Source organism: Pseudomonas sp. EA_35y_Pfl2_R111, assembly GCF_963970955.1.
Classification (GTDB): Bacteria; Pseudomonadota; Gammaproteobacteria; order Pseudomonadales; family Pseudomonadaceae; genus Aquipseudomonas.
This window is the reverse complement of record NZ_CAXAOM010000002.1, coordinates 449,799-475,063: the sequence shown is the minus strand read 5'-3', so window position 1 is coordinate 475,063 and position 25,265 is coordinate 449,799. Positions and strand designations below refer to the sequence as shown.

Below are 25,265 nucleotides of genomic sequence, written 5' to 3'. Positions count from 1 at the left end.
GTATATGCCACAGCAATGGCCGGCCAGCGCGATTGCCGCGCTGATTCTTGAAGGTTTCGACGATTACCGTGAGCAGTTCCGGCAGATTACCAATGGCGCGCGGGTACGTTTCGAGCAGGCGCAGTGGCAGGAAATCCAACAAGCTTCGGCGGCTCGTATTGCCCTGTATGAAGAGTGTGTTACGGCAGTCAGCGAGCGCCTGCGCAAAGCCTACGAGGCCGAGGTGCTGCTAGATGTGACGCAGTGGCCGCTGGTCAAGTCGGCTTATATCGCCCTGATCGACCTGCGTTACGACGATGAGCTGGCGGAAACCTGGTTTAACTCGATCTTCTGCGGCTTGTTCAGCCATGACCAGATCAACGATGGCTGCATGTTTATCCACACCACGCGTCCGGCCCTGCGAGTCAATGCACGGACACCGCAAACCCGCCTCTACGAGCCCAAGGGTAATGTTGAGCAGGCGTTGCGGCAGATTTTCGAGGATTTCAGCTTTGAAGTCGGCTATGAAAACCTCGAGCGCGATCTGGCGCGCCTGCTCAAGCAGCTGTACGCCAACTTGCCGGATTGGGTGTGCAAGGACCCTGACCTGCGCATCGAGCTGTTCGCCTCGCGCCTATACCGCAACAAGGGTGCGTATTTGGTCGGGCGCATATACACCCGCGACGAGCAATGGCCGCTGGTGATCCCGCTGCTGCACCGCGAAGGTCAGGGCATCCAGATTGATGCCCTGATCACCGACGAGGCCGAGGTATCAATCATCTTCTCTTTCACGCGCTCCTATTTCATGGTGCGCGTTGGCTATCCGGCAGAGTTCGTCGGCTTCCTTAAACGCATCCTGCCGGGCAAGCATGTAGCCGAGCTATACACCTCGATCGGCTTCTACAAACACGGCAAGTCGGAGTTCTACCGCTCGCTGATCAACCACCTGGCCACCACCGATGACAAATTCGTCATGGCCCCCGGTGTGCGCGGCATGGTCATGAGTGTGTTTACCCTGCCGGGCTTCAATACCGTATTCAAAATCATCAAGGACCGCTTCTCGCCGTCTAAGAACGTCGACCGCAACACGGTGATTGAGAAGTACCGCCTGGTGAAAACTGTCGACCGGGTAGGGCGCATGGCCGATACCCAGGAGTTCGCCGATTTCCGCTTCCCACTGAGCAAGTTTGATCCAGAGTGCCTGGCCGAGCTGCTGGAGGTTGCGCCGTCCACAGTCGAGGTCAATGGTGACACGGTGCTGGTGCGCCACTGCTGGACCGAGCGGCGCATGACCCCGCTCAACCTGTATGTGGAAAGCGCCAGCGCAGCCCAGGTGCGTGAAGCACTCGATGATTACGGCCTAGCCATCAAGCAACTGGCGGCGGCGAATATATTCCCTGGCGACATGCTGCTGAAGAACTTTGGCGTCACCCGTCACGGCCGTGTGGTGTTCTACGACTACGACGAGATCTGCTTTCTGACCGAAGCGAATTTCCGCCGTATCCCTCAGGCGCGCTATCCGGAAGATGAAATGTCTTCCGAACCCTGGTACTCGGTGGCGCCGCTGGATGTATTCCCCGAGGAATTTCCGCCGTTTTTGTTTGCCGATATACAACAGCGCAAGCTGTTCAACGAGCTGCATGGCGAGCTATATGACGCTGATTACTGGAAAAGCCTGCAGGAGGCGATTCGTGCCGGCAAAGTTATTGATGTGTTCCCCTATCGGCGCAAGGATCAGGCCGACAAGGAATATTAAGAGCGTGCGTTTGGCCTTTGGGGCGATTGCCGCAGGTCTTTGGCTGTTGGCGGATAGCCGCGCATTACTGGCGGCCGAGGCTGAAAATACCGCTGTCGAGCTGGCCCCGTTGCTGATCACCTCGCCCCGCAGCACCACGCGCTGGTTAAGTACTGCGGCCGCCGTGACGGTGGTTGAGTCCGGCACTGCGCCCGGTGAGCAAAACCTCGCGCTGGACACGCTGCTGGCCCGCGTACCGGGTGTGTTTAGCCTCAACCGTTACAACCTGGCTCAGGGGCTGCGCCCGTCTATTCGTGGCTTTGGCGCGCGCGGTAATTTTGGTGTGCGCGGTATTCGCGTACTGGTCGATGGTGTGCCGTTAACCATGCCAGATGGTCAGACCGAACTCGACGGCCTCGACCTGGGCCTGGTCGAACGTATGGAAGTATTGCGCGGCCCGGCCTCGGTGCTTTACGGCAACGCGGCTGGCGGCGTGCTGACCATCGAAACCCGCGAGCCGCCGGCCATACCCTCGATGCAACTGGACCTGAGTGCGGCCGGCCTGGGTTATCAACGTATGCGGGGCGAAATCGGCGGCAGCGATGGCAACCTGGGTGGCTTGCTGGCATTTAACAGCACCGTGCTAGAGGGCTACCGCGAACACAGTCAGGCGCACACCAACAGTCTCACTGGAAAGCTGCGGTGGTATGCCCCCACTGGGCGTTTGCGCCTGAACTTCAATGCCATCGACAACCGCGCCGAAGACCCAGGCGGCCTGACGGCTGCGCAAGTGAAGGCGGATCGCCGCCAGGCGGCGCCAAACAACCTGCTTTTTGACGCCGACGAATATATCCGTCAGCAGCGCCTGGGCCTGGTCTGGGATGGTTACGCGACGGGCGCTGACGAGTATCAGCTGCGCAGTTATCTGGGGCATCGCGAGTTCGGCAATCGACTGGGTTTTACCACAAGTGGGCAGACGACCTTCGAGCGTTATTTCGGCGGCATTGGCGGGCAGTACAGCCATCATCGCGAGCTAATCGGCCTGGCGCACAAGATCACCGCAGGCTTTGACCTTGAGGCGCAACGTGATGATCGTCGGCGCTATGACAACCTGCTGGGCGAGCGTGGGCAGTTACGTCAGCAGCAGGATGAATCGGCGCTGAGTCAGGGACTGTTTATCGAGGACCAGATCGATCTGAGCGAGCAATGGCAAGCCACACTCGGGCTGCGTTATGACCAGGTACGGCTGGCGGTGGATGACTATTATCTGGCCGATAACCGCGACGATTCAGGCTCGCGCAGCCTGGAGGACTGGAACTACAGCGCTGGCCTGAGTTATCGCTTTACCCCGCAGCAGTCCGTCTATGCGCGGCTGGCCAGCTCCTTTGAATCTCCGACTATTAGCGAACTGGGCGACCCGCAAGGCGGCGGCTTCAACAGCACGTTGCAGCCTGCCCAGGCGCTCAGCCGCGAACTGGGCATTAAAGGCGAATGGCCCTCGCTGCGTTACAGCCTGTCGCTTTACCGGATTGAGCTGGAAGATGAGTTGGTGGGCTTCAGCTTGCCAGCACAGCCCGGACGTAACTTTTATCGCAATGCCGGTGAGTCGCGCCGCGATGGTCTGGAGTTGAGCCTGGATTGGCAGCTTGCCGATGCCTGGCGCTGGTCGGTGGCCTATGCCTACAACCGCTACCGTTTCGAGGATTATCAAACGGCAGCGGGCGACTTTTCCGGCGAACGCATCCCCGGTATTCCCCGGCAGACTCTATTCAGCGAACTGGCCTATGAGCATCAACACGGCTATGTGCGCCTCGGTGTGATGGCTCAGGCGCGGGTATATGCCAACGATGCCAATACGCAGTCTGCACCCGGTTATGCCTTGTTTAATCTGCGCATCGGCAAGCGTTTTCAGGTTGGTGAGCAGAGCTTGGAGCCTTACCTCGGCATCGATAACCTGCTGGGCCGTGAGTATTTCGATAACCTGCGGATCAACGATGGCAACGCTCGTTATTTTGAGCCGGGGCCAGGACGTACTCTTTACGCTGGGTTACGTGTGCTGTTTTAGTCTGTAGCGACGAAGTGGCCGGCAGTTTTGAGCAGGCTGAACTAGGCTGTTTAAAGGTGTCCAAGCACCTATTCGATGTTCTTGGTTGGAGGCTATTTTATGAGCGCCAAGTTGCAAAATGCTTTGCTTGATCTGCTGGTTGCCCTTGGCTTATGTGAGCGGCCAAAACTGCAGCCCATTCCCGTGCGCAGTAATGCCTCTGGTGCCAAAGCGCTTCCCCCTCGACGTTAGGCCTCCCCACTTGTGCGTGCGCTCGGTTAGAGCCAGACAGCGTTTGGCTTTGGCTTTGGCCGCTGGCGCTTGCATGCTGGATCGCTAATCACGTTTAAAACAAGCATTTGCTAGCGTGTTGGTACTGCTGTGCTAGACCTATACCTGCGGTTATGTATATAGCTCAGACAGGGATAGCTCCAATGCGCCAGAACCTCCCAGTAACTCAGCGGGAAAGAACGTTCCCCGAGCACGAAAGACTGATCTCCACCACCGACCTGAATAGCAATATCACTTATTGCAACGACGCCTTTGTCGAAATCAGCGGTTTCACCCGTGAAGAATTGATCGGTCAACCCCACAACTTAGTGCGCCATCCCGATATGCCCCCAGGCGTATTTGGCCATATGTGGGAGACCATCAAGCAGGGCAAACCGTGGATGGGAATCGTCAAGAATCGCTCGAAGAACGGTGATTATTACTGGGTTAGCGCCTATGTCACACCGATCTATGAAGGTGGCAGGGTGGCTGGCTATGAGTCAGTGCGCTCCCTGCCCAGCGAGGCGCAGAAGCGTCGTGCCGAAAAGCTCTACGCACGTTTGCGTGAGGGTAAACCGGCGGTGCCTAAGCTGGAACTGTGGACGCTGGACATCATCCAGTCGTGGCCGCTTATCCTCGCCGCTCTGCTGATTCTCGGGGCGCACTTTGTATTGAGCGGCCCTTGGTTATGGGGCTTTATTTTCGTGACCATGTTTGGCCTGGGCTCCTACCAGTTGCATGCCAAGAGAGGTCTGATTCGACGCACGCTTGCCGAGCATCCCAAGGCGTTTACTAGCGCCTTGGTCGCCTTGACCTACACCGATAGCCGTGGCGCACAGGCCCTGCTGGATATGGCAATGATCAGCGAGGACGCGCGCCTGCAGACGGCGTTGACGCGCATCGAGGACGCTGGCGTGAACGTCAAGAAACACGCCAGCCGCTCTGCTGACCTGTCGCGCTCCGGGGCGCAAATGCTTGATCAACAGCGCAGTGAAACTGATCAGTCCGCCACGGCGATCAACCAGATGGCAGCCACCATTCAAGAGGTGACGCACAACGTGCAGAGCACCTCGCACGCCGCCGAGGAGGCGGATCGTCTAGCCAAGCAAGGATTGCAGCTAGCCGGCGGTAGCCTCGAGTCCATGCACCATATGGCCAAGGCCGTGGTGGACATTGGTCAGGCGGTCAATGACCTGGCCAACTCCACTCAGTCCATCGGCAGTGTGGCGGATGTGATCACCTCGATTGCCGAACAGACCAACCTGTTGGCGCTTAACGCTGCCATCGAAGCGGCGCGTGCCGGCGAGCAGGGGCGCGGTTTTGCGGTAGTGGCAGATGAGGTGCGTTCGCTGGCTTCACGCACGCGCGAGTCGACCGAACAGATCCACCAGATCATTTCATCACTGCGTGCTGGCGCCGAACGGGCAGTGGTAACGGCAGGCAAGGGCGAAGCGATTTCCAAGCAGAGTGTTGAGAGTGTTGAGTCTGTACGCAGCGCGCTGGATGGCATCAGTGCGGCCGTCAGCCGTATCACTGGCATGAGCCAGCAGATGGCCTCGGCTTCCGAAGAGCAAAGCCATGTGGCGGAAGATATCAGTCGGCAGATTACCCAGATCGCCCAGCTCTCTGATCGCAGCGCCGAGCAGGCGCATCAGGGAGCGGCTATTGGTCAGGAGCTGGAAGATATGGCGGACTACCTGCACAGCCTGGCGGAGCGCTTCAATCGCTAAGTAACGGTTCGTTTATATGCGTATCGGCCCACCTCTGAGGTGGGCCGTTTTCTATCGGCTATGGCAAACTGCGCGGCTGAGGAGAAACCGATGCCACGTGCGCAGTGCCCCCGCTGTACCCGCCCAGCCGAGCGCTGTTTATGTGCGCTTATTCCCTGTCTGGCTAGCCGTACTCGGGTGCTGATTTTGCAGCATCCGAGCGAGGTCAAACATGCGCTAAATACCGCACGCTTGGCGGCTCTTGGCTTGAACAATGCTGAATTGCTGGTGGGCGAAGTCTTCGAGTCTCTCCCTGCGTTATTGCAGCAGCCTGGCTGTCGCGCGTGTTTGCTATTTCCTGGCGAGCAGGCGCAAGTGCTGAAGTCGTTTGCCGAGCAACACAGTGAATTACCGCTGTTATTGGTGGTGCCTGACGGCACCTGGCGCAAGGCGCGCAAGCTGTTGCACCTCAACCCGTTGTTGGCGGCTTTGCCCAGGGTGGTCCTGCCAGAAGGCTTGCAATCGCGTTATCGGCTGCGCAAAGCCCCTATGCCCGGTGCGTTATCAACCGTCGAAGCGATTGTGACTGCGCTGAATACAGTCGAGGCGCCAGCCTGTTTCGACGCTTTGCTCAAACCCTTTGAGGTGCTGATTGAGGGGCAGATCGAGGCGATGGGGGAGCAGATTTTTCAGCGCAATCACGGCACGCCAGATGGATGCTCGTGACCGCGTCAGGTGGCTGGACAGAGCATTTCAGCGCTCGCGCATAGCTTCCGAGCGGGCCTTCAGCACTGGTTTGAGCAGGTAGTCGAGCACGCTTTTCTCACCGGTGATGATATCTACGGTGGCGACCATACCGGGGATGATCAGCAGCGGATGTTCTACGCTGCCCAAATGACTTTTATCGGTACGCACCTGAATCAGGTAGAAGCTGTTGCCTTCTTCATCGGTGATGGTATCGGCGCTGATCAGCTCAAGATTGGCCCTGAGCCCGCCGTAGATGGTGTAGTCGTAGGCGGTGAATTTGACCATGGCTTTCTGCCCTGGGTGCAGAAAGGCTACATCCTGCGGTCGTACCTTGGCCTCAATCAGCAGGCTGTCGTCCAGCGGCACGATCTCCAGCATGTCATTGCCGGGCTGCACCACGCCGCCAATGGTATTGACCTTGAGCTGCTTGATTACCCCGCGCACGGGCGAGACCACGGTGGTGCGGCTGACGCGGTCGTCGATAGCGACGCTGCTGGCCGTTATTTTTTTTAGTTCGGTGCGAATTTCATTGAGTTCCTTGAAGGCTTCAGAGCGAAAGCTCAGTTCTGACTCTTCCACCTTGCTTTTGATTTCATCCATGGCCGACTCGGCTCTTGGGATTGCCAGGTTAGTGGCGTCCAGCGAGCCACGCACTTCCACCAAGCTGCGCCGCAGCCGCAGGATTTCCACCTGGGAAATCGCACCGGTAGCTACCAGTGGTTGCGACATATTCAGTTCCTGCTGCAGCAGGCCCATGCTTGACCGGTATTGCTGAGCCTTGGCGCGGAACTCGGCCAGTTCCTGGGTTTTTTGCCGCAGCTGTTCGCCAAGGGTGCGTTGTTCACTTTGCAGACGGTTCTGCCGGGACTGGTAAAGCGCCAGCTCGTCTTCGGCCAGTTGCGGTGCCAGGCGCAAGATATCTTCCGGCATGCTTATGGGGCGACCTTCTGCCTCTGCGGTTAAACGCTCGACCCGGGCTACCAGGGCCAGGCGGTCGGCTTCAGCTTCGCCGCGATTGGAGAGAAAACGCGTGTCATCCAGGCGCAGTAGCACGGCGCCTTTCTCGACGATTTGCCCTTCGCGCACAAATATCTCGCTGACGATGCCGCCTTCCAGGTTCTGGATGACCTGGATCTTACTTGAGGGGATGGCTTTGCCTTCGCCGGTAGTGACCTCCTCAAGCACGGCAAAATTGGCCCAGATCAACGCTGTGAGCAGGCACGCGCTGACGACCCAGACGGTGATACGGGTGAACCAAGGCGAGTCTTCGAGAATGGCGCCGTCGACTTCCGGCATAAACTCGGTGTCCTGCTTGCGCTGGCGCATGCTGGCGAAGTAGTCGCGAATCGAGGTGCTTATCTGCATGACCGTTCCTATACCGCTGCGGGGCCAACTCGACCTTTGCGTAGCGCTTCAATAACTGCTTCTTTAGGGCCGTCAGCAACAATATGGCCGTTATCCAGCACCACCAGGCGATCCACCAGGCTGAGCATGGATGCGCGGTGGGTGATCAGTAGCATGGTTTTACCTTGTGCCCAGGTTTGCAGGCGGTTACGCAGGATTTCCTCGCTGGTGTTGTCCATCGCGCTAGTGGGCTCATCCAACAACAGAATGGGCGGGTCGAGTAATAGCGCGCGGGCCAGCAACACAGCCTGGCGTTGTCCGCCAGAAAGCAGCTGACCACGCTCGCCCACGGGGCGGTCAAAACCTTGTGGATGTTGCCTTGCCAGGTCGACCACGCCAGTCAGCTCGGCCACTTCAAGCATGCGTGCATCGCTGACATAGCGTGCGCCCAAGGTCAGGTTGTCGCGCAGACTGCCGGCCAGCAGGGGCAGGTCATGGGCCACGTAACCAATCTGATGGCGTAAGTCGGCTACATCGAGCTGACGTAGGTCGAGGTTGTCCAGCAGGATTTGCCCTTTGTGCGGGCTGTAGAAGGCCATTACCAAGCGCGCCAGGGTGCTTTTACCGGAGCCGCTGCGGCCGATGATGCCGATGCGTTCACCCGCACTCAAACGCAGACTGACCCCGGCAAGGGCTGGGGTACTTTGTCCGGGGTAGTTGAACGTGACATCGCGTACATCCAGCGCGCCATGCAACTGAGTACGGTCCAGTGGGCGCTGTTTGGCTTGGCGCTCCTGCGGCAAGGCCATTAGCGCATCGGTACTGGTCATGGTCAGACGCGCTTGCTGGTAGCGGGTGATCAGACCGGCAATCTGCCCAAGTGGCGCGAGGATACGGCTGCCCAGCATGTAGCAGGCAACCAATGCGCCGACACTGAGCTGGCCGGCGATGATGATATAAACCCCCGCCACGATGGTGGCCATGCCGGCGAATTGCTGCAGAAACAATGTGCCGTTAGTGGCGATTGCGGCCAGTGAGCGCGCGTGGATATCCAGGCGAGTGAGGGCGCCATGGGTCTTTTCCCATTGATGCTGACGTTCGCTTTCCGCGCTGCAGGCTTTTAGGGTTTCCAGGCCTCCGAGGGTTTCGATCAGGAGCGCCTGGCGTTGCGAGGCCAATTGCAGGCTTTTCTCCACCGTGTCGCGCAAGCGCGCTTGAATGATAAAAGCAAAGAGAGCAGTGATCGGGAACGCCAGCAGTGGAATAACGACGAGCCAGCCGCCAATCAGCCATATCACCGTGATCATCAGAAATGAGAAGGGCAGGTCGATCAGGCTGGTGAGGGTGACGGCCGTGAGAAATTCACGCAGGCCCTGGAAATCATGAATGCTCTGGGCAAATCCGCCGATGGTGGCCGGGCGAGCGTTCATCGACATGCCAGTGATGCGCTCGAATAATGTGGCCGACAGCACCACATCGGTTTTCTTGCCGGCGGTATCGAGTAGATGCGAGCGTAGGATTTTCAGCAGTAACTCGAAGCCCATGCCGACGAACAAACCGATGGCCAGTACCCAGAGTGTCGAGGTTGCTTGGTTGGGCACGACGCGGTCATATGTCTGCATAACAAACAGCGGCACCATTAGCCCGAGTAGGTTGATCAGCAGGCTGGCGAGAATTGCATCGGTGTACAACCAGCGCGACAGCTTCAGGGTGTCGCGAAACCAGGCTTCAATGCGTGGAATGAGGGGGGAGCGTGCTTCTTCCAACTCATGCCGTGGGCGAGCGAAGAAGGCTTGGCCGCTATATTCGGCGGCCAATTGTTCACGGCCTACCCACTGTTCACCGCCGTCGGCTTCGCAGGGCAGGATCTGCGCTTGATTCTTCGGCCCCCATTGGCGCAGCACAGCGCTACGGCCGTCTTTCAACAGCAGCAACACGGGTAGGTTGAGGGTTGAGATACTCGCCAGATCGCGGTGCAGTAAACGCCCTTGCAAACCCGCTCGCGCCGCAGCGCGAGGTAACAGCTCGGCACTAAGGCGTTGCTCGGGCAATGGCAGGCCTGCACTCAAGCTGCCACGACTGGCTGAGCAGCCGTGGAGTTTGCAAAGAATCAACAAGCCATCAAGCAGCGGATCGTCGTGATTAAGACGCGGATCGCTGGGTGACCCCGGCCGTTCCATGGTGGTCAAGGTGTACTACTCCTTAGCCGGTTCTACTTCATTGCCGGCAGACGTGCCTCGCTCTTCACTTCGGTGAGGGCTACAGCCTCTGCCGGTACTACCACTTGCTGTTGACGCAACAAGTCGCCCATCGCTGCACTTACCCGGTACATCGAGAACTCTTCGCTGAAGCGCACTTCGCTGTAGCGGCGGTTAGCGGTAAAGAGCTCGTTCTCACTGTCCAGCAAATCGAGCAAGGTGCGTTGGCCCAGGCCGAATTGCTGTTGATAGGCTTCGCGAACCCGCGAGGTGTAGTCGGCGTAATCTCGTGCTTTTGGGGTTTGCAGTCGGGCATTTTCCATGGCGTTCCAGGCCAGGGAGAGGTTCTCGTTGAGTACGCGCAGGGCGTTGTTGCGAATATCCATCGACTCATTGATCTGGTGAGCAGTCGATTGCAGGCGCGCCTTGTCACGCATGCCGTTGAACAGGTTGTAGTTCATCACTACGGCGGCACGCCAACCGTTGTTGTGGCCTTCGTCGCCCTGGGTGTTGTTGTCGGCGTTGGTGGCCAGTTCAAGGTCAACACGCGGATAGAAGGTGGACTTGGCAACTTCATATTGTTTTTCTGCCGCATGCACATCGGACTGTGCAGACTTCAGGAAGGGGTTGTTGTCGATTACCGCCTGCCGAGCCTCGGCGAGGCTTTCTGGCAATGAACCTTTCAGTGATGCCGGAGAGGCCAGCTGATCGGGCATGCGGCCAACGGCACTGAAGAAATTGGCTTCGGCGTCAGCCAGGTTTACCTGCTCGGTATAAAGGTTGTTCTCAGCGAGTGCCAAACGCGCTTCGGATTGGTCAAGGTCCGCCGTGCTGCCAACGCCTTGCTCGCTGCGCAGACCGATTTGATCACCGATACGTTGGTGAGCCTGCAGGTTGTTACGTGCAAGCTCGACCATTTCACGGCGCATCAGCAGGTCCAGATAGACCTCGACGGTGCGTAGGGCCAGGCTTTCCGAGGTGCCAAGCAGACGATAGGCCCGTGAGTTCACCACGGCTTTAGTGCGTTCCACTTCGTTCGGCGTATTAAAGCCATCAAAGATCATCTGCCGCAGGCGCAGCTCAGAGGTGCCGTAGTTCAGGGTTTCTGTGTTGTGGTTGCCCAGTGCCCGGGTGGTTGGGCTATCGGTATTTTCTCGGCCGTAGCCCATCAATAGGTCAACGGTGGGTAGATAGCCACCTTTCGCAATCTTTACGTCTTCGTCCGATGAAAGGCGGCTATTGGCTCCCGCGTGAACTTCGGGGTGGTTATCCAGAGTGCTCTGAATCGCCTCGGATAGGGTTATGCCGTATGCCTGTGTACAGACCATTGCCAGCACAATACTGCTCCATAAAGGGTTAAGTGCGCGCATCTGGTAACTCTCCTTATAAGTTTTCAAAATCCAGTCGCCAAAAAAATGGCTTATTTGCCTTGCTGATTACTTTCAGCCTGTAACATCACAGCTAAGAACAGTTTTAAGCGTAGCTAAGAAAAAATTGTTACAAGGCCTATAAGAAAAAAATCTTATGCAGTCTGGGAAAAGCAGCACATTGTTTTAATTCATAAGCCGCGCGTTTTGTGCTTTTAGATAGCGTGCGCGGCTAAAACAGATGGTCAGATACAATTAAGGGCGGGATCTTGCTGGTGTAGTGAGCGACGTGAGTCAGGGTGACAGTTTTTTGTCGTTTTTGTTTTTGAGCGTGACGTCGTAGTAATCAGCCAGTGGTTTTGTTCTCTCCTGAAGGGTGTTTAGACCTTTTTTGACATACGTGTCGGCGGTGGTCGGCAGCTGTAGTGAGGATGGAATCATGGCTACTTTGATTGGTGTCGTCAGCCAAGTTATCGGCGAAGTCTATGCAGTAGCTGGCGACGGAACGCGTCGGCCACTTAGTGAAGGTGATCGAGTTTTTGCGGGGGAGCAAATTGTTACCGGAGCCGCTGGAGCTATTGCGGTTGCTCTGAGCAATGGACAGCAATTGACCCTGGGTCGCGACAGCAGCCTAAACCTCACAGAGCAAATGCTCGCAGGCAATTCCGATCAGCAAGTAGCTACCGCAGAATCGCCTCCGGCAGCGCCGAGTGATGGCGACCTGACCGATGTTGAGCAATTGCAGGCTGCCATTGAAGCCGGCGTCGACCCGACGCTTGAAGGTGAAGCAACCGCTGCGGGCCCAGGTGCGGGTGGCGCAGGCGGAGCTGGTGGTGCGGGCGGCGGCCATTCCTTCGTATTGCTGGGTGAAACCGGCGGCGCACTCGATCCGATCATTGGCTTCCCAACCGAAGGGCTGAACACCGGGCCGGAGTTTCCCAATCCAGAACCTGTGGTGAGTGATGAGGCGCCAGACTCGTCACCCACGATTGAAATTATCTACTTCGATCAGGAAGGCTCTGTCGTTACGGGCCCAGGCGTGGTTGAAGAGGCTGCGCTCAATCCTGACGCGGTAACCAACCTTGACGGCCAGGCCGGTTCGAACCCTGGCAGCAATGCGGAAAATGTTTCCGGCTCATTGATCATCAATTCACCCGACGGTGTCTCGGCCATCCAGGTGCTGGATAAGGATGGGGTGTGGGTCAATGTGCAAGGCGGCGGTGTGGTTCAGGGCGTTTATGGGCAGTTGGTGTTTGATGCCGCCGGCAACTGGACGTACACCCTGGCTGACAACACGCTCAATCATTCCAATCCCAATGCTGTTGGGGCTGATGACCAGCTGCTCGACCCGTTCTTTGTTCGTGTGTTTGATGACGATGGCGACGTATCGCCGACAGTGCCGCTCACTATCGCTGTATATGACGATGGCCCCAGCATCCTGCGTTTTGACATATCTGAGCAGGGTGGTCTGCTGGTCGTCGATGAGTCCGTTGGTACTGGTGGCTCGACTAAAGATGAGTCTGGCTATGCGTCGAATAACGATGAAACCAGTTATTTAGGCAGCGAAACCGGTGTAATTGGCTACGCCAGTTTTAACTTGGAAAGTATCTTTTCACTGGCTGTCGACCCAGGTGCCGATGGCGAAGATCTTGAGGCCAGGACATTCTCACTGACCTTGGCAGAAGATGGCGCTGACTCGGGCCTTACCGCCACGGCTGGTGGCCCGATCTTGCTGTCGTTTGTCGGCGGTGCTGGTGCAGACGCAGGCGACATTCTTGGAATCGCCGACGGCGGCCTGGTGGTGTTCCGTATCAGCATCAACTCAAGTACGGGTGCGGTCTCTGTCACTCAATATGCTGCTGTTGACCATGGTGATGACGGTAATAACCACGACACCATGGCCGCAATTGGCGAGGGTCTGATCGGCGTGACCGTGAAGATCTTCGACAACGATGGCGATTCGGCAACCTCTCCCACAGTCGAGCTGGGATCGCGTATTGGCTTTGAAGATGACGGCCCACAAGCCTGCATATTCCTCAAAGGTCCATGGGCACAAGTAACTCATGATGAAAGCGCAGGGCTGCAGAATTTCCTGACCTCCTGGTGGAAGCCTGGTGACTGGGACAACGATGTTAGCTTTGTATCAGCATTCAATGGTGTGGCTGACAAGGGGGGTGATATCGACCCTACAGGCTTTGCCCGAAGCCTGACGCCTATCGTGAGCACATTTGGTAGCAGCTATGGTTCAGATTTTTCCGGTGCTACCACAGTCCTCAGCCTTGAACTGACAGGAGCGCCGGGCAGTGATTCTGGCCTGAAAACCACCGACGGCACCCCCATCAATCTTTACCTCGAAGGCGGCTTGGTTGTGGGCCGTGTTGCCAGTGGTGATTTTGCTGGGCAGGCAGCCTTTGCTGTTGCCATTGGTGCCGATGGCTCGATCAGCATTGCCCAGTACATGTCGCTGGAACACCCGGTTGGTGGCAGCAGCTATGACGAAGCGGTAACTCTGGTTGGCAAGATCAATGCCGTGGTCACCGTGACAGATGGCGATGGTGATGTGGCGGTGGATAAAGTCAGCGTTGGCCATGTGATTGGCTTTGAGGACGACGGCCCGGTTGCCAACATAAACGCCGTGCAGGGCGTACGCGTTGTACACGACGAATCGCATGGTTTGCAGAATGCCACGGCGACCCCAGCACCTGCTGGAGACGCCAACGACAACGACATCAATGGCATCTCCAGTCTGTTTAACAGTGTTGTGAACAGAGGCGGTGATCTTTCTCCAAAAGGCTATGCGCAAAGCAATGATCCGCTGGTTACGACTGCTGGTAGCAGCTACGGGCAGGATCAAGAAGGCGCGACTTCACAGCTTAGCCTCGCAGTTGTCGGCGGCAATGGTGCTGACTCAGGCCTGGCCACTACTGCTGGTTTTGCCATCAAACTCTATGTTGAAAACAGCCTGGTGGTTGGGCGCATTGTCGGTGGACCGGATGCCGGTAAGGCAGCATTTGCCATCACCATAGGCGCTGACGGCACGGTCAGCGTGGCGCAATACGTGTCGCTGGAGCATCCAGTTGGCGGTAGTAGCTATGACGAAGCGGTAAGCCTGGCTGGCAAGGTGCAGGCAGTGCTGACAGTGACCGATGGTGACGGCGACGTGGCTGTCGATAAGGTCAATATTGGCAGCTCAATCCGCTTCGAGGATGACGGCCCCACTGCGCACATTAATCTCAAAGGCCCATGGGCTGATGTCACCCACGATGAAACGGCTGGTTTGCAGAATTTCTGGCATACCTGGACCCTGGGCGATATCACTGACAATGATGTGGCTTACCTGTCGGTATTTGATGGCGTTGCCAACAAAGGTACAGACATCAGCCCGACTGGCTTTGCCAAGAGTGCAACTCCCGTAGTGACTACCCTGGGTAGCAGTTACGGTGAGGACGAAGAGGGCGCGACTGTCCAGCTCAGCTTGGTGGTGAAAAACGGCAACGGCGATGACTCCGGGTTACGTACCACCGATGGTCACAGCATCACTCTGCACCTTGAAGGTGCACTGATCGTTGGTCGTATCGTGGGTGGGGCGGATGCCGGCAAGGCCGCATTTGCTATTGCCATCGGCGCCGACGGCTCGCTGAGCCTGGCCCAATACGTGTCGCTTGAGCATCCGATTGGTGGCAGTAGCTTCGATGAAGCCGTTAGCCTGGCGGGCAAGATTCAGGCGGTTGTGACTGTCACCGATGGCGACGGCGATGTAGCGGTCGATAAGGTCGATATTGGTAGCGTGATCCGCTTCGAGGATGACGGCCCCACCGCGAACATCAGCCTGGTGAGAAATGCCGGGGTTACCCACGATGAGTCTGCAGGGCTGCAAAATGCAGTCGCCACTCCACTGATTCCGGGGGATGCCAACGACAATGACGTGGCTGATCTGTCAGCACTCTTCGCTGCGGTCGGTACACCGGGTACTGATCTGGATCCAATCGGCTACGCGCAAAGCAGTGGTGCGGTCGTCAGTGTTGCGGGTAGCAGTGTTGGCCAAGATGAAGAGGGCGCAACAACTGTTCTGAGCCTGGCTCTGCAGGGCAGCAATGGCATGGACTCAGGGCTGAAAACCACCGATGGTTTCACTATCCGTCTGCATGTCGAGGGCGATCTGGTCGTCGGCCGTGTTGATGGCGGTGCCGATAGTGGCAAGGCAGCATTTGCTGTAGCGATCGGCAGTGACGGTACGCTGAGCATTGCGCAGTACATTTCCCTTAAACATCCTGATGGCAGCAACGCAGACGAGTCGCTGAGTCTCAGTGGCAAAATCAAAGCAGTGCTGACCGTTACTGATGGCGACGGCGATGTGGCAGTCGACAACGTCGATATCGGTCATGTGATTCGTTTCGAAGACGATGCTCCAACTGCCGGCCAGGTAACCGCAGCAGTTGTTCTTGACGACGAAGGTCTCCCTGGCGGTATCAATGGCGGCCCAGGCGACATTGCGGGCGCAGCTACCAGCACCAGTGGGAACTTGGCATTCAATGCCGGTGCTGATGGCCTCAAATCCATCGCGCTTAGCGGCCCGCTGAACTTGGGCTCGGAGGCTGTGACATCCAACTGGGATGCCCCAACTAATACCCTGACCATCAGCTCTGTCCGCGGCGCATTGCTGACAGTGGTGCTCACTGACCCAGCCACTGGCGCCTACACCATCAACTTGTTGCAACCGCTCATGCACCCAGTCAGCGGCACCGAAGACGACATCACTTTGAACATTGGTTACACGGTAACTGACGGTGATAACGACTCGGCCATGGGCTCGTTGGTCGTAACGATTGATGACGATACGCCGACCATTCAGGCCGGGAGTATTGGCGTTAGCTCCTTCGTCACCTTCCAGGGGACCGATGCCGGCTTTAGTAATTCCTATGGCTATTACAACAAGGCTCCCGATGGTTCACCGCTAGACGGCAAAGTGATCTGGGCCAATGTGCATGCTCAGTCCGTTGGCGATGTGGCCGACCTCAGTGGCCTGGACCCAGCCAACACGGGCTTCTTTATCATCCCTAACGGCGGAGCCAATGCCGATCTGGCTAATGGCTCGGTTGTGACCTTCGAGTTTGTCGCCGGCCAGTGGCAGGCGCAGCTAGGTGGTGTGCCACTAGTAGGTGCTGACGGCGCCAATGTGCTGTTCAGCGATGCCAGCCTGAATCCTGGCGGCTCGCATTTGCAGGACACCGGCAACGTAGGCAATCAGAACTGGGAAGACAAAACACTTACCTCGGACTACGACTACAACGATGTCAGCACCAATCTCACCTGGGGTTCCGCACTGCAGGTCGATGAATCGGCCTTCCATATTGATGCAACCGCTAACTTCAGTGGTGTGTTCAACGTGCAGCCTGGCGCTGATGGCCTGCAAAGCCTGACCTACAACCTGAGCGTGCAGGATGCCAACTCAGGTTTGGTCGATACCGAAACCAATCAGGACGTAATCCTTAGCCTGAATGCGGGGGTCATTGAGGGCCGCACCTCGGTCAGCAACCAACTGGTATTTACCCTGAGTGTTGATGCGACAGGCACTGTCACCCTGGATCAGATTCGCGCCATTGTTCACCCAACGGGTGACCCAGACGAAGCCAAGTTCCTTGGCGCAGGGCACGTCAGTCTGACCGCCACAGTGGTGGATGGTGATGGCGACCAAGCCAACGCAAGTATTGATATCGGTACAGCCATCAGCTTCAAAGATGACGGCCCAAGTGTGATGCCTAACGCTCTGGTACAACTGGACGATGATGCTCTGGCCAATGGTATTCCGGGCGGGATAGGTGACGACGACAATGCCGTGGAAATCAGCGGCACATTGGGACTTAACTTCGGGGCAGACGGTGCGGGTAATGTGCAGTGGCTTACCAGTGGTGCGCCGGTAGACTTCACCTATTCGGCAGGTCCTGATGGCTCATTATTGGTCAGTCAGGGCGCAACCCTAGTGCTGACTGTGACGCTGAACAGTGCGACCGGTGCCTACTCCGTTACGCAGAACGCACCAATCCTGCATGCCGATGCTGATCAGGAGAATAATCAGGCCTTCATCCTTAATTATCGGGTTACCGATAAAGATGGTGATACAGCCGATGGAACCTTGGCTATTAACGTTGATGACGATACCCCGGTGGCCCAGGCCGATGTGGCCTATGTCAGCACCGGACAGACCCAGAATATCAACATGGTGTTCGTGCTCGACTTTAGCGGCAGTATCGACAATGGCGAACTGAATCAGATGCTGGATGCCGTGCGTACGGCCGGCCAGGAACTGTTCAACAACGCCGCCGGTGCGGTGCAGATTCAGATTGTGGCTTTTTCGAACGACTCGATCGGCTACCCGGTAACCAGCGACATCACTGCGTTCACTAATTTGGTGAACTCCCTCAACCCGTTGGAGCCAGGTGGGGTTCGGCCTCTAGACAGTACTACTGACTTCACCGATGCGATCCAGCAGACCATGGTTTCCTATGTGCCACAGCCTGGCTGGAACAATCAGGTCGTGTTTATCAGTGATGGCAATCCCAACGAGCAGACAGGTACAGGAGGCCATTCACTGACTGACGCAACTGCGACGGCCTGGAATACCTTTGTCGACACTAATGGGATCACTGTCACCACAGTCGGTGTAGGCAACGGCATCATTGACCAGCGCCTAGAAGACGTTGATATGGACGCTGGGCCGAACAACGACCCGCTGCGAGCTGATGATTTTGATGACCTAGTCGATACGCTGCTGGATAACGTAGTCGGCGGTCTGGTCAATGGCAACGTGCTGCACGGTAGTGACGGTGTCGATAACGGTGGCACTGGTGACGACGATGGCTATGGCGCCGATGGTCCTGGCCGGATTATGTCTATCGAGATCAATGGCTCCACCTATACCTGGGATGGTGTACTCGATGGTGGCCAGTTGCTGAGCGACATCCCCACCACTCATGGCGGTGAGTTGGACTTCAACTTCGCTACGGGTGCCTGGACCTATCGGGCTCCCACTAGTGGCGGCGGCGACAAGGTCGAGACCTTCAACTACGTCCTTGTCGACAAGGACGGCGATCCGTCCGGAGCGACTCTGACGGTGTATGTGGAGGACATAAGCCCGGTCATTGCCAAAGTTGATGAGGACGAATTGCCTGGCGGTATTACCGATAGCGATGGGGAAACCACTATCGCCACCGGCAGTGTTAGTAACTTGGTGGTCGGGCCATCTGCCGCCGTGCTGTTCAGTCTGTCTGGTAATACCAGCGGTTTGGATGGTGCCTCATCCGGTGGGACTCCTCTGGTATACAGTGTGGTTGGCGATACATTGAGCGCCAAGGCGGGTACGGATACCGTCTTCACCCTACAGGTGGAAAGCGACGGCGATTACACCTTCACGTTGCTTAAACCACTCGACCATCCACTGGGCAACGGTGATGACGACGAACTGCTGGTGATGAATTTCGCTAGTATCTTGCAGGCCAGCAACGGGGTTGACCCTGTGCCACTGGCGGGCAGCTTCCTGGTACAGATTGAAGACGATGTGCCAACCGTCAGTGCCAATGCCCCCGTGCAATTGGATGATGATGCGCTGGCAAATGGCATAGCGGGTGGCCCCGGCGGTACCGACGATGCCGACTCGGTGAATGCCGGTGGGACTTTGCAGCACAACTTCGGTGCTGACGGTGCCGGTACGGTGAAATGGCTGGAATCGGGAGCGCCTGGTGGATTTACCTATCAGGCAAGCCCGGACGGTTCGCAACTGCTGGTTAAGCAGGGCGGCACTACAGTGCTGACGTTAACGCTGAACACCGCTACTGGTGTTTATAGCGTCACCCAGAACGCACCGATTCAACATGCCAATGCCGATTTGGAGAACAATCAGGCCTTTACCCTGAGCTATCAGGTAACCGACAAGGATGGCGACAAGGCAACTGGCACACTGTCAGTCAATGTCGATGACGACACGCCGCAGGCCAAAAATGACACTGCTCATGTTGCCGAAGCCAGTGGTTCGGACTTCAACGTGGCCTTTGTTCTCGACTCCAGCGGCAGTATCAGTGACAGCGAATTCAGCACCATGATGAACGCTGTAAAAGCGGCAGGGCAGGCACTTTATTCCGGTACGGAAGGGGATGTGAAAGTCACTGTTGTGGCGTTTTCGTCGACCTCTCTGTCTTATCCATCGGTTACTACCCTGGAGTCTTTCAATGCCCTGATGGATAACATCATTGCCAATCGGCCGTTCAGTGGGCAGACCGACTTTACTGACGCCATCGAGGAGACCATGGCGGTCTACAGCCCAATTTCAGGCTGGAGCAATCAGGTGTTCTTTATCAGCGACGGTAATCCAAACCAGCAAACTGGCCCAGGAAATACCTCACTGACCACAACGGCAGCGACTGCATGGAATAATTTTGTCGATAACAACGGCATCAATGTAACCACCATCGGCGTCGGTGACGGTATCAATGCGGCCCGCCTGCAGGATGTGGATGTCGACGGCAGTGGTTCGCCGATTCTGGTCGCTAACTTCGACGGTTTGATTGATACCCTGCTTGACCAGATCAATGGTGGAGTGGTGAGTGGCAATGTGCTGCTGGGTAGCGACAACGCTGTAGGCGGTGGTGACGATGATGCATTCGGTGCTGATGGTCCTGGGTATGTTCAGTCGATCGTCATCAATGGCGTGACATATACCTGGAATGGCACTGGCACGATAAATGTCAGCAGTGGCGGCAGCATTGCCGGTAATCAGCTGACAGATATTTCTACAGGCCTGACAGGCAAACTCAGCTTTAACTTTGCCTCAGGCGCTTGGAGCTATACGGCTCCGCAGAATGTGCTCGCCGATACCAGCGAAAGTTTCGGCTACACCATCGTCGACAAGGATGGCGACCCATCTAGTGCGTCTCTAACCGTCAATATTGAAGACGCCTCTCCGGTTGTCGGGCGGGTGGACGAGGACGAGCTACCTGGCGGCATCACCGATGGTGACAGCGTCAATACAGTTGCCACCGGCAGCCTGGTGGATTTGCTGGTGGGTACCAATAGTGGGCAGTTCAGCTTGAACACGTCGCCAGCGATTATGCCGACGATAACCTCAGGCGGTGTAGCGGTTACTTACAGCTTCTCCGGTGACACGTTGACCGCTAAAGCTGGCAGTAGCGATGTATTTACGCTCAAGGTGCTGACCGATGGCACTTATACGTTCACGCTGCTGGGCCCGCTGGACCATCCTAGTGCAGGCATTAACGACAATGAGTTCCTTACGCTGAACCTGACCAACGCCATCAAGGCTAGCAATGGTGTTAATCCCTTGCCGATCGCTGGCGATCTGTTAATCCAGGTTGAAGATGATGTGCCGATTGCCTTCACCCCGGTTACGGCGCTGCTAGTTGATCAGGTCAGTGAAACCCGCTCCATCATCGCCGATCTGCGTTTCGAGGCTTCGGCGGGTGCTGATGGCCCTGATGAGGTGAACTTCTCTATCGTTCAGGGTGCTGCTGCTCGGGATGCCAGCGGTAATCTGCTGAGCCTCAACGGTCAACAGTTGTACCTGTTCTATGGCAGTGACCAGTCCATTATCGAGGCTAAGACCAGCGCCAGTGGAACTCTCGGTTATCGCATTGATATGGATGCCTCGACCGATAGCTACACGCTGACCACCTATGGACCGATTGCCAACGGTTCAGAGGTGTCCGCCACGAATCTGACCGGTGTTGGTGGTGGTAACTCCGCCTTCAAAGGACTGATCGACATGGGAGGGACAACGTTTGATGCGTTGTTGTCGAGCACCTCGGGGCAGAGCATCAATTCCAACAGCACCGAAATTGGCATTAGCGATGGCAACAGCATCAAGAATGGCGAGCAGCTGCGTATCGATCTGGTTAACGGCCTGGCAACAGGAGGTGCCAATAGCACCGGCTTCACCTACACCAGCCACAACACCACCAATCGCTTCGCCCAGAAAGTTGCCTGGGTTAGCCCTAGCGGTGCAGGGACCGCAACCTTCGTGATCGCGGTGCTGTTGGCCGACAATGACTACAACTTTATCGGCGACGCTTCAGGTGAAACCACTCGGAACCTAAGTACCAGCAATATCCGCGTTTACGCCATTGAGGGCGGTGTAGAGGTGGACAAAACCAGCGAGGTTGGCCTCACTGATTTGGGTAATTCGATTCGTGTAACGGGCATGGAGGAAGGGTGGTGGTACGAAGTCAGCTCCGCCAATAACTTCAGCGCCGTGCAGATCAGTGGTGGTAGCGGTCAAACCTTCAAATTAGGTTTCTTCGAATATGAGCAGGCAAGCATCGGACAGCCCATTAATCTTTCTCACGACATCGTAGGTACTGATAGTGATGGGGACAGTGTAAGTAGTGTGCTCAGCGCTATGTTGGTTCCTGATTCGCTGTCGGTGGATGGTACTGCCGGCGTGGATAATCTGGCTGGTACCGCTGGAGTTGATTACCTCTTTGGCCTGGGTGGCAATGACACGCTCAGTGGTTTGGCTGGCAACGATGTGCTGTCTGGTGGTGATGGTAATGACATTCTCATCGGTGGATTGGGCAACGATATCCTCTCTGGTGGCGCGGGTGCGGACACCTTCCGCTGGCTATCGGCTGATACCACGGGGACCGACAAGGTGCTCGATTTCAAACCTGATGAGGGAGACAAATTGGATCTCACCCAGTTGTTGATTGGTGAGTCCTACAATGCCGGATCGCTGGATGATTTCCTTAGCTTCTCGGTAGTCGATAACAGCACCATTATTGCGGTTAGCCCTACGTCAGGCGGTGCTGCAACTACAACCATTGAGTTGACTGGCTTTAATGTGGCTGTTGAATACGGAGTGACTCCTGGAGGTGGTGGCATTATTTCAGGAGGTGCTGATACAGCTAGTGTCATTAATGGGCTGCTGGGGGATAACGCCTTGCAGGTAGTATGAACGTAGGTTGGTAGCCAGACTAAAGCCCGCAATCCTAATCAGACTGCGGGCTTTTTCTTACTTTGTTTATTAAAAGCTCACTTGGATGGCGGCTATGTTGCGATTACAGCTTTTGCAGATATGCCACCACATCCGGCGCACCCGCTAAGCGAAGACCTTCACCCAAGGCTGTAGCTTCGGTTGAATGCTTGGGCAGCAGGAGAAATTCCGGTGAGCTTGGGCCGCCCAGCAAGGATAAGCGCGCATAGGGCAGGCCGTTATCCAGCAGTAGTGCCATAAACGCAGGATCGCTCCAGGCCGCATTGGGCATGCCCAGTACGTGGTAATGCTGCTGCAGGTTGCTGAGGCCTTGCTCGCTCAGGCGGTAATGGCTGAGTTCCGCCGGTAGGTTGACCTCCAGCCCGCGCCGGCGGGCGTAGGCAATGGCGCATGCAAAAGCTTCGCTGTGATGCTCGCCAGCCCAGAACACGCGGTCGCCGCGCCAGCTGGCTTGGCGCAGGCTGATGCGCTCACCTGCGAGAAAACGCGGTAGTGGCTGGCTGATGGCTTTGACGAAATCCTTGTAGCTTATGATGCGTACCTGGCGACAGGGCTCGCTGGCGGCGAAAGCCTCGAAGCTGACGTGGTTTGCCTGCTGAGGGTTGCAGGTCGATAGGCCGTCGATCATGCGCAGGTCGAATGAAGTTAACTGCTGTTCTTGCGCTTCAATCACCCGCACCAGCATGGCGTGGGCTTGCGCCTTGTCTTCCTGAACCGGGCCGGAGAGTGCGCTGCGCGGTAGGTCTATAAGGCGGTGTAGCTGCGGGCCGTCTTGCCAGCAAATGCTGTCTCGCAATTGCGGCAGGGGGTTGAAGGGCAGGCGAAGCTGGCTGGCACGCTCAAGTATCTGGCGTTGTCCACGACCAATAAGGCCTAGCCGTTGCGCTAAGGCACCGAGGCGTGAGCTGAGGGTGGAAGGCTGCTCAGACAGACTCATGGCCAGGTACGAACTCCAAGATCACCATTGCCAGTTTGGCAGAGCCCAAGCGGGCCTGCACAGGCTTTATCGGCCGTAGCGACAGGTTTTTTAAGGCCTGCCATCCCGGTCGGCCACCTTTGGGGTCGTTGTTGCGTGGAGTTCAAAAATTCTGCCGGTGCTTTTTTATGACATTCAGTCCATGGCCGGCCACCTTGCGAGGCGTTGTAGGCGAGGTAAGAAATGGCTTCCGGCCGTTTTTTACCTAGCAGGCGCGCGGCGTATGGCAAGATTGGTGCAGTCAGTTGCAAAGGTGCCTCCATGCCCAGTTTGGTGTTTGATATTGCGTTACCGGCAGAGCGCTTGCGTGTGGTCTATCAAGGGCGTGCCAACCGGATATTAGTGCAAAGTCGCGACGGACGGAGTGTCAGTGTGCCGGCCCACCATTTTCGGCCATTTCTGACCCATGACGGTGTCTATGGTTCCTTCGAGCTTGAGTTCAGCGCTGCCGGTGAGTTAATCCGCCTGCGCCGCTTGGGCTGATAGCGCTGCGCGCCTCGCCTATCAGGTGCGCAGGCGGCTATAATCGCGGCCTTTGTAACTTTATCGAGCTAAGCCTGCCCATGTATACCCTGGCCCGCGAGCTGCTGTTCAAACTTTCCCCCGAAGCCTCCCATGAACTGTCCATCGATTTGATCGGTGCCGGCGGTCGGCTGGGGCTTAACGGCTTACTGACCAAAAGCCCGGCCGCGCTGCCGGTCAAGGTGATGGGGCTTGAGTTCCCCAACCCGGTCGGGTTGGCTGCCGGCCTGGACAAGAACGGCGACGCCATCGATGGTTTTGCTCAGCTGGGCTTCGGCTTTGTTGAAATCGGTACCGTAACGCCGCGGCCGCAGCCGGGGAATCCGAAACCACGCCTGTTCCGTTTGCCTGAAGCGGAGGCGATCATCAATCGCATGGGCTTCAACAATCACGGCGTTGATCACCTGCTTACTCGCGTGCAGGCAGCCAAATACCGAGGCGTGCTGGGCATCAATATTGGCAAGAACTTCGATACGCCGGTCGAGAACGCAGTGGATGACTACCTGCTGTGCCTGGATAAGGTCTATCAACATGCTAGCTATGTGACGGTCAACGTCAGTTCGCCCAACACTCCAGGGCTGCGCAGCCTGCAGTTTGGCGATTCGCTCAAGCAGTTGCTCGAAGCGCTGCGCAAGCGTCAGGAAGACCTGGCCGTACAGCATGGCAAGCGTGTGCCGCTGGCGATCAAGATTGCGCCGGACATGAGCGATGAAGAAACCATTGAAGTGGCTAATGCGTTGGTTGAGGCCGGCATGGATGCGGTGATCGCCACCAACACCACGCTGGGTCGCGAAGGTGTGCATGGCTTGGAGTGTGCCGATGAGGCGGGCGGGCTATCCGGTGCGCCGGTGCGTGAGAAAAGCACGCACATTGTTCAGGTACTGGCCGGTGAGTTGAAAGGCCGTTTGCCGATCATCGCAGTGGGTGGCATTACTGAGGGCAAACATGCGGCTGAGAAGATCGCCGCCGGTGCCAGCCTGGTGCAGATTTATTCCGGGTTTATCTACAAAGGCCCTGTATTGATTCGCGAAGCGGTCGATGCAATCGCGGCGCTGCCGCATAAGGCCTGAAATAAAAAGGGCTCCTTAAAGGAGCCCCTGGGCTTGCGCCCGCCGCTCGGATGGAGCGCGCATGGTGAGTCGGTAGGTTCCTGAATCAGCCGACAGCGTGAAGTTCGTTAAGTCGATGGATGCCGGCGGTGCCGGTCATGCCGTCCCAATTGTCACCGCGGCCTTCGCGCCAGCCGTTTAACCAGGCTTGGCGGACAGAGGGGAGGGTGAATGGACAGAGTTCGCGGGATTTACCATTGATGCCGTATTGATAGCCGCGCAAAAAAGCTCTTTCTAACGGATCACGCTTAAGTCTTCTCATAGGG

The 25,265-nt window shown here is 56.9% G+C and carries 13 protein-coding genes; 8 read left to right on the top strand and 5 right to left on the bottom strand.

Annotation, left to right across the window (positions count from 1 at the left end):
• Window positions 1–4: 4 nt before the first annotated feature.
• The 5 genes from aceK (at window position 5) to AACY25_RS10660 (ending at window position 6,463) form a co-directional block, all read left to right on the top strand.
• Window positions 5–1,735 (top strand): bifunctional isocitrate dehydrogenase kinase/phosphatase, encoded by a 1,731-nt coding sequence (gene aceK / locus AACY25_RS10680; RefSeq protein WP_339524429.1) that lies wholly within the window; start codon window positions 5–7, stop codon window positions 1,733–1,735.
• A gap of 4 nt (window positions 1,736–1,739) precedes the next feature.
• Entirely contained in the window at window positions 1,740–3,779 is a 2,040-nt protein-coding gene (locus AACY25_RS10675) for a TonB-dependent receptor family protein (RefSeq protein WP_339524427.1), read from the top strand.
• A 99-nt stretch (window positions 3,780–3,878) separates the two neighbouring features.
• Window positions 3,879–4,010, top strand: coding sequence for a PA1414 family protein (locus AACY25_RS10670; RefSeq protein WP_339524426.1), 132 nt, complete (start codon window positions 3,879–3,881; stop codon window positions 4,008–4,010).
• A 182-nt stretch (window positions 4,011–4,192) separates the two neighbouring features.
• Entirely contained in the window at window positions 4,193–5,758 is a 1,566-nt protein-coding gene (locus AACY25_RS10665; protein WP_339524424.1) for a methyl-accepting chemotaxis protein, read from the top strand.
• A gap of 90 nt (window positions 5,759–5,848) precedes the next feature.
• Window positions 5,849–6,463 carry a tRNA-uridine aminocarboxypropyltransferase gene (locus AACY25_RS10660; protein ID WP_339524423.1) on the top strand — a complete coding sequence of 205 codons (615 nt, stop codon included), beginning with the start codon at window positions 5,849–5,851 and terminating at the stop codon, window positions 6,461–6,463.
• 27 nt (window positions 6,464–6,490) lie between these two features.
• Here AACY25_RS10660 and AACY25_RS10655 read toward each other — a convergent pair whose 3' ends face one another.
• The 3 genes from AACY25_RS10655 to AACY25_RS10645 are packed head-to-tail and all read right to left on the bottom strand — an operon-like array spanning window position 6,491 to window position 11,396.
• Window positions 6,491–7,849 (bottom strand): HlyD family type I secretion periplasmic adaptor subunit, encoded by a 1,359-nt coding sequence (locus AACY25_RS10655; protein WP_339524421.1) that lies wholly within the window; start codon window positions 7,847–7,849, stop codon window positions 6,491–6,493.
• Between the two features lie 8 nt (window positions 7,850–7,857).
• Entirely contained in the window at window positions 7,858–10,008 is a 2,151-nt protein-coding gene (locus tag AACY25_RS10650; protein ID WP_445262149.1) for a type I secretion system permease/ATPase, read from the bottom strand.
• A 32-nt stretch (window positions 10,009–10,040) separates the two neighbouring features.
• Window positions 10,041–11,396: a TolC family outer membrane protein gene (locus tag AACY25_RS10645; protein ID WP_339524417.1), complete on the bottom strand. Its 1,356-nt coding sequence runs from the start codon at window positions 11,394–11,396 to the stop codon at window positions 10,041–10,043.
• 436 nt (window positions 11,397–11,832) lie between these two features.
• Between AACY25_RS10645 and AACY25_RS10640 the strand changes: the two genes are divergently transcribed.
• The gene (locus tag AACY25_RS10640) at window positions 11,833–22,353 is read left to right on the top strand and encodes a retention module-containing protein (protein ID WP_339524415.1); all 10,521 of its coding nucleotides are present in this window, start codon (window positions 11,833–11,835) and stop codon (window positions 22,351–22,353) included.
• A 103-nt stretch (window positions 22,354–22,456) separates the two neighbouring features.
• On the opposite strand, the gene AACY25_RS10635 is transcribed toward AACY25_RS10640, so the two are convergent.
• Entirely contained in the window at window positions 22,457–23,329 is an 873-nt protein-coding gene (locus tag AACY25_RS10635) for a DUF6685 family protein (protein ID WP_339524413.1), read from the bottom strand.
• A 300-nt stretch (window positions 23,330–23,629) separates the two neighbouring features.
• Here AACY25_RS10635 and AACY25_RS10630 point away from each other — a divergent pair, with 300 nt between their 5' ends.
• Together AACY25_RS10630 and AACY25_RS10625 are read left to right on the top strand one after the other, a co-directional pair.
• Window positions 23,630–23,851 (top strand): DUF2835 domain-containing protein, encoded by a 222-nt coding sequence (locus tag AACY25_RS10630; RefSeq protein WP_339410824.1) that lies wholly within the window; start codon window positions 23,630–23,632, stop codon window positions 23,849–23,851.
• An 80-nt stretch (window positions 23,852–23,931) separates the two neighbouring features.
• Window positions 23,932–24,960 (top strand): quinone-dependent dihydroorotate dehydrogenase, encoded by a 1,029-nt coding sequence (locus AACY25_RS10625; protein WP_339524411.1) that lies wholly within the window; start codon window positions 23,932–23,934, stop codon window positions 24,958–24,960.
• 85 nt (window positions 24,961–25,045) lie between these two features.
• Here AACY25_RS10625 and rmf read toward each other — a convergent pair whose 3' ends face one another.
• A complete protein-coding gene (gene rmf, locus AACY25_RS10620; RefSeq protein ID WP_233685155.1) occupies window positions 25,046–25,261 on the bottom strand; it encodes a ribosome modulation factor in 216 nt (71 codons plus the stop codon).
• Between the last annotated feature and the right edge of the window lie 4 nt (window positions 25,262–25,265).

Coding starts and splice junctions, on each gene's coding strand:
- aceK (WP_339524429.1), top strand. CDS start 5: ATGCCACAGCAATGGCCGGCCAGCGCGATTGCCGCGCTGATTCTTGAA.
- AACY25_RS10670 (WP_339524426.1), top strand. CDS start 3,879: ATGAGCGCCAAGTTGCAAAATGCTTTGCTTGATCTGCTGGTTGCCCTT.
- AACY25_RS10665 (WP_339524424.1), top strand. CDS start 4,193: ATGCGCCAGAACCTCCCAGTAACTCAGCGGGAAAGAACGTTCCCCGAG.
- AACY25_RS10660 (WP_339524423.1), top strand. CDS start 5,849: ATGCCACGTGCGCAGTGCCCCCGCTGTACCCGCCCAGCCGAGCGCTGT.
- AACY25_RS10655 (WP_339524421.1), bottom strand. CDS start 7,849: ATGCAGATAAGCACCTCGATTCGCGACTACTTCGCCAGCATGCGCCAG.
- AACY25_RS10650 (WP_445262149.1), bottom strand. CDS start 10,008: ATGGAACGGCCGGGGTCACCCAGCGATCCGCGTCTTAATCACGACGAT.
- AACY25_RS10645 (WP_339524417.1), bottom strand. CDS start 11,396: ATGCGCGCACTTAACCCTTTATGGAGCAGTATTGTGCTGGCAATGGTC.
- AACY25_RS10640 (WP_339524415.1), top strand. CDS start 11,833: ATGGCTACTTTGATTGGTGTCGTCAGCCAAGTTATCGGCGAAGTCTAT.
- AACY25_RS10635 (WP_339524413.1), bottom strand. CDS start 23,329: ATGAGTCTGTCTGAGCAGCCTTCCACCCTCAGCTCACGCCTCGGTGCC.
- AACY25_RS10630 (WP_339410824.1), top strand. CDS start 23,630: ATGCCCAGTTTGGTGTTTGATATTGCGTTACCGGCAGAGCGCTTGCGT.
- AACY25_RS10625 (WP_339524411.1), top strand. CDS start 23,932: ATGTATACCCTGGCCCGCGAGCTGCTGTTCAAACTTTCCCCCGAAGCC.
- rmf (WP_233685155.1), bottom strand. CDS start 25,261: ATGAGAAGACTTAAGCGTGATCCGTTAGAAAGAGCTTTTTTGCGCGGC.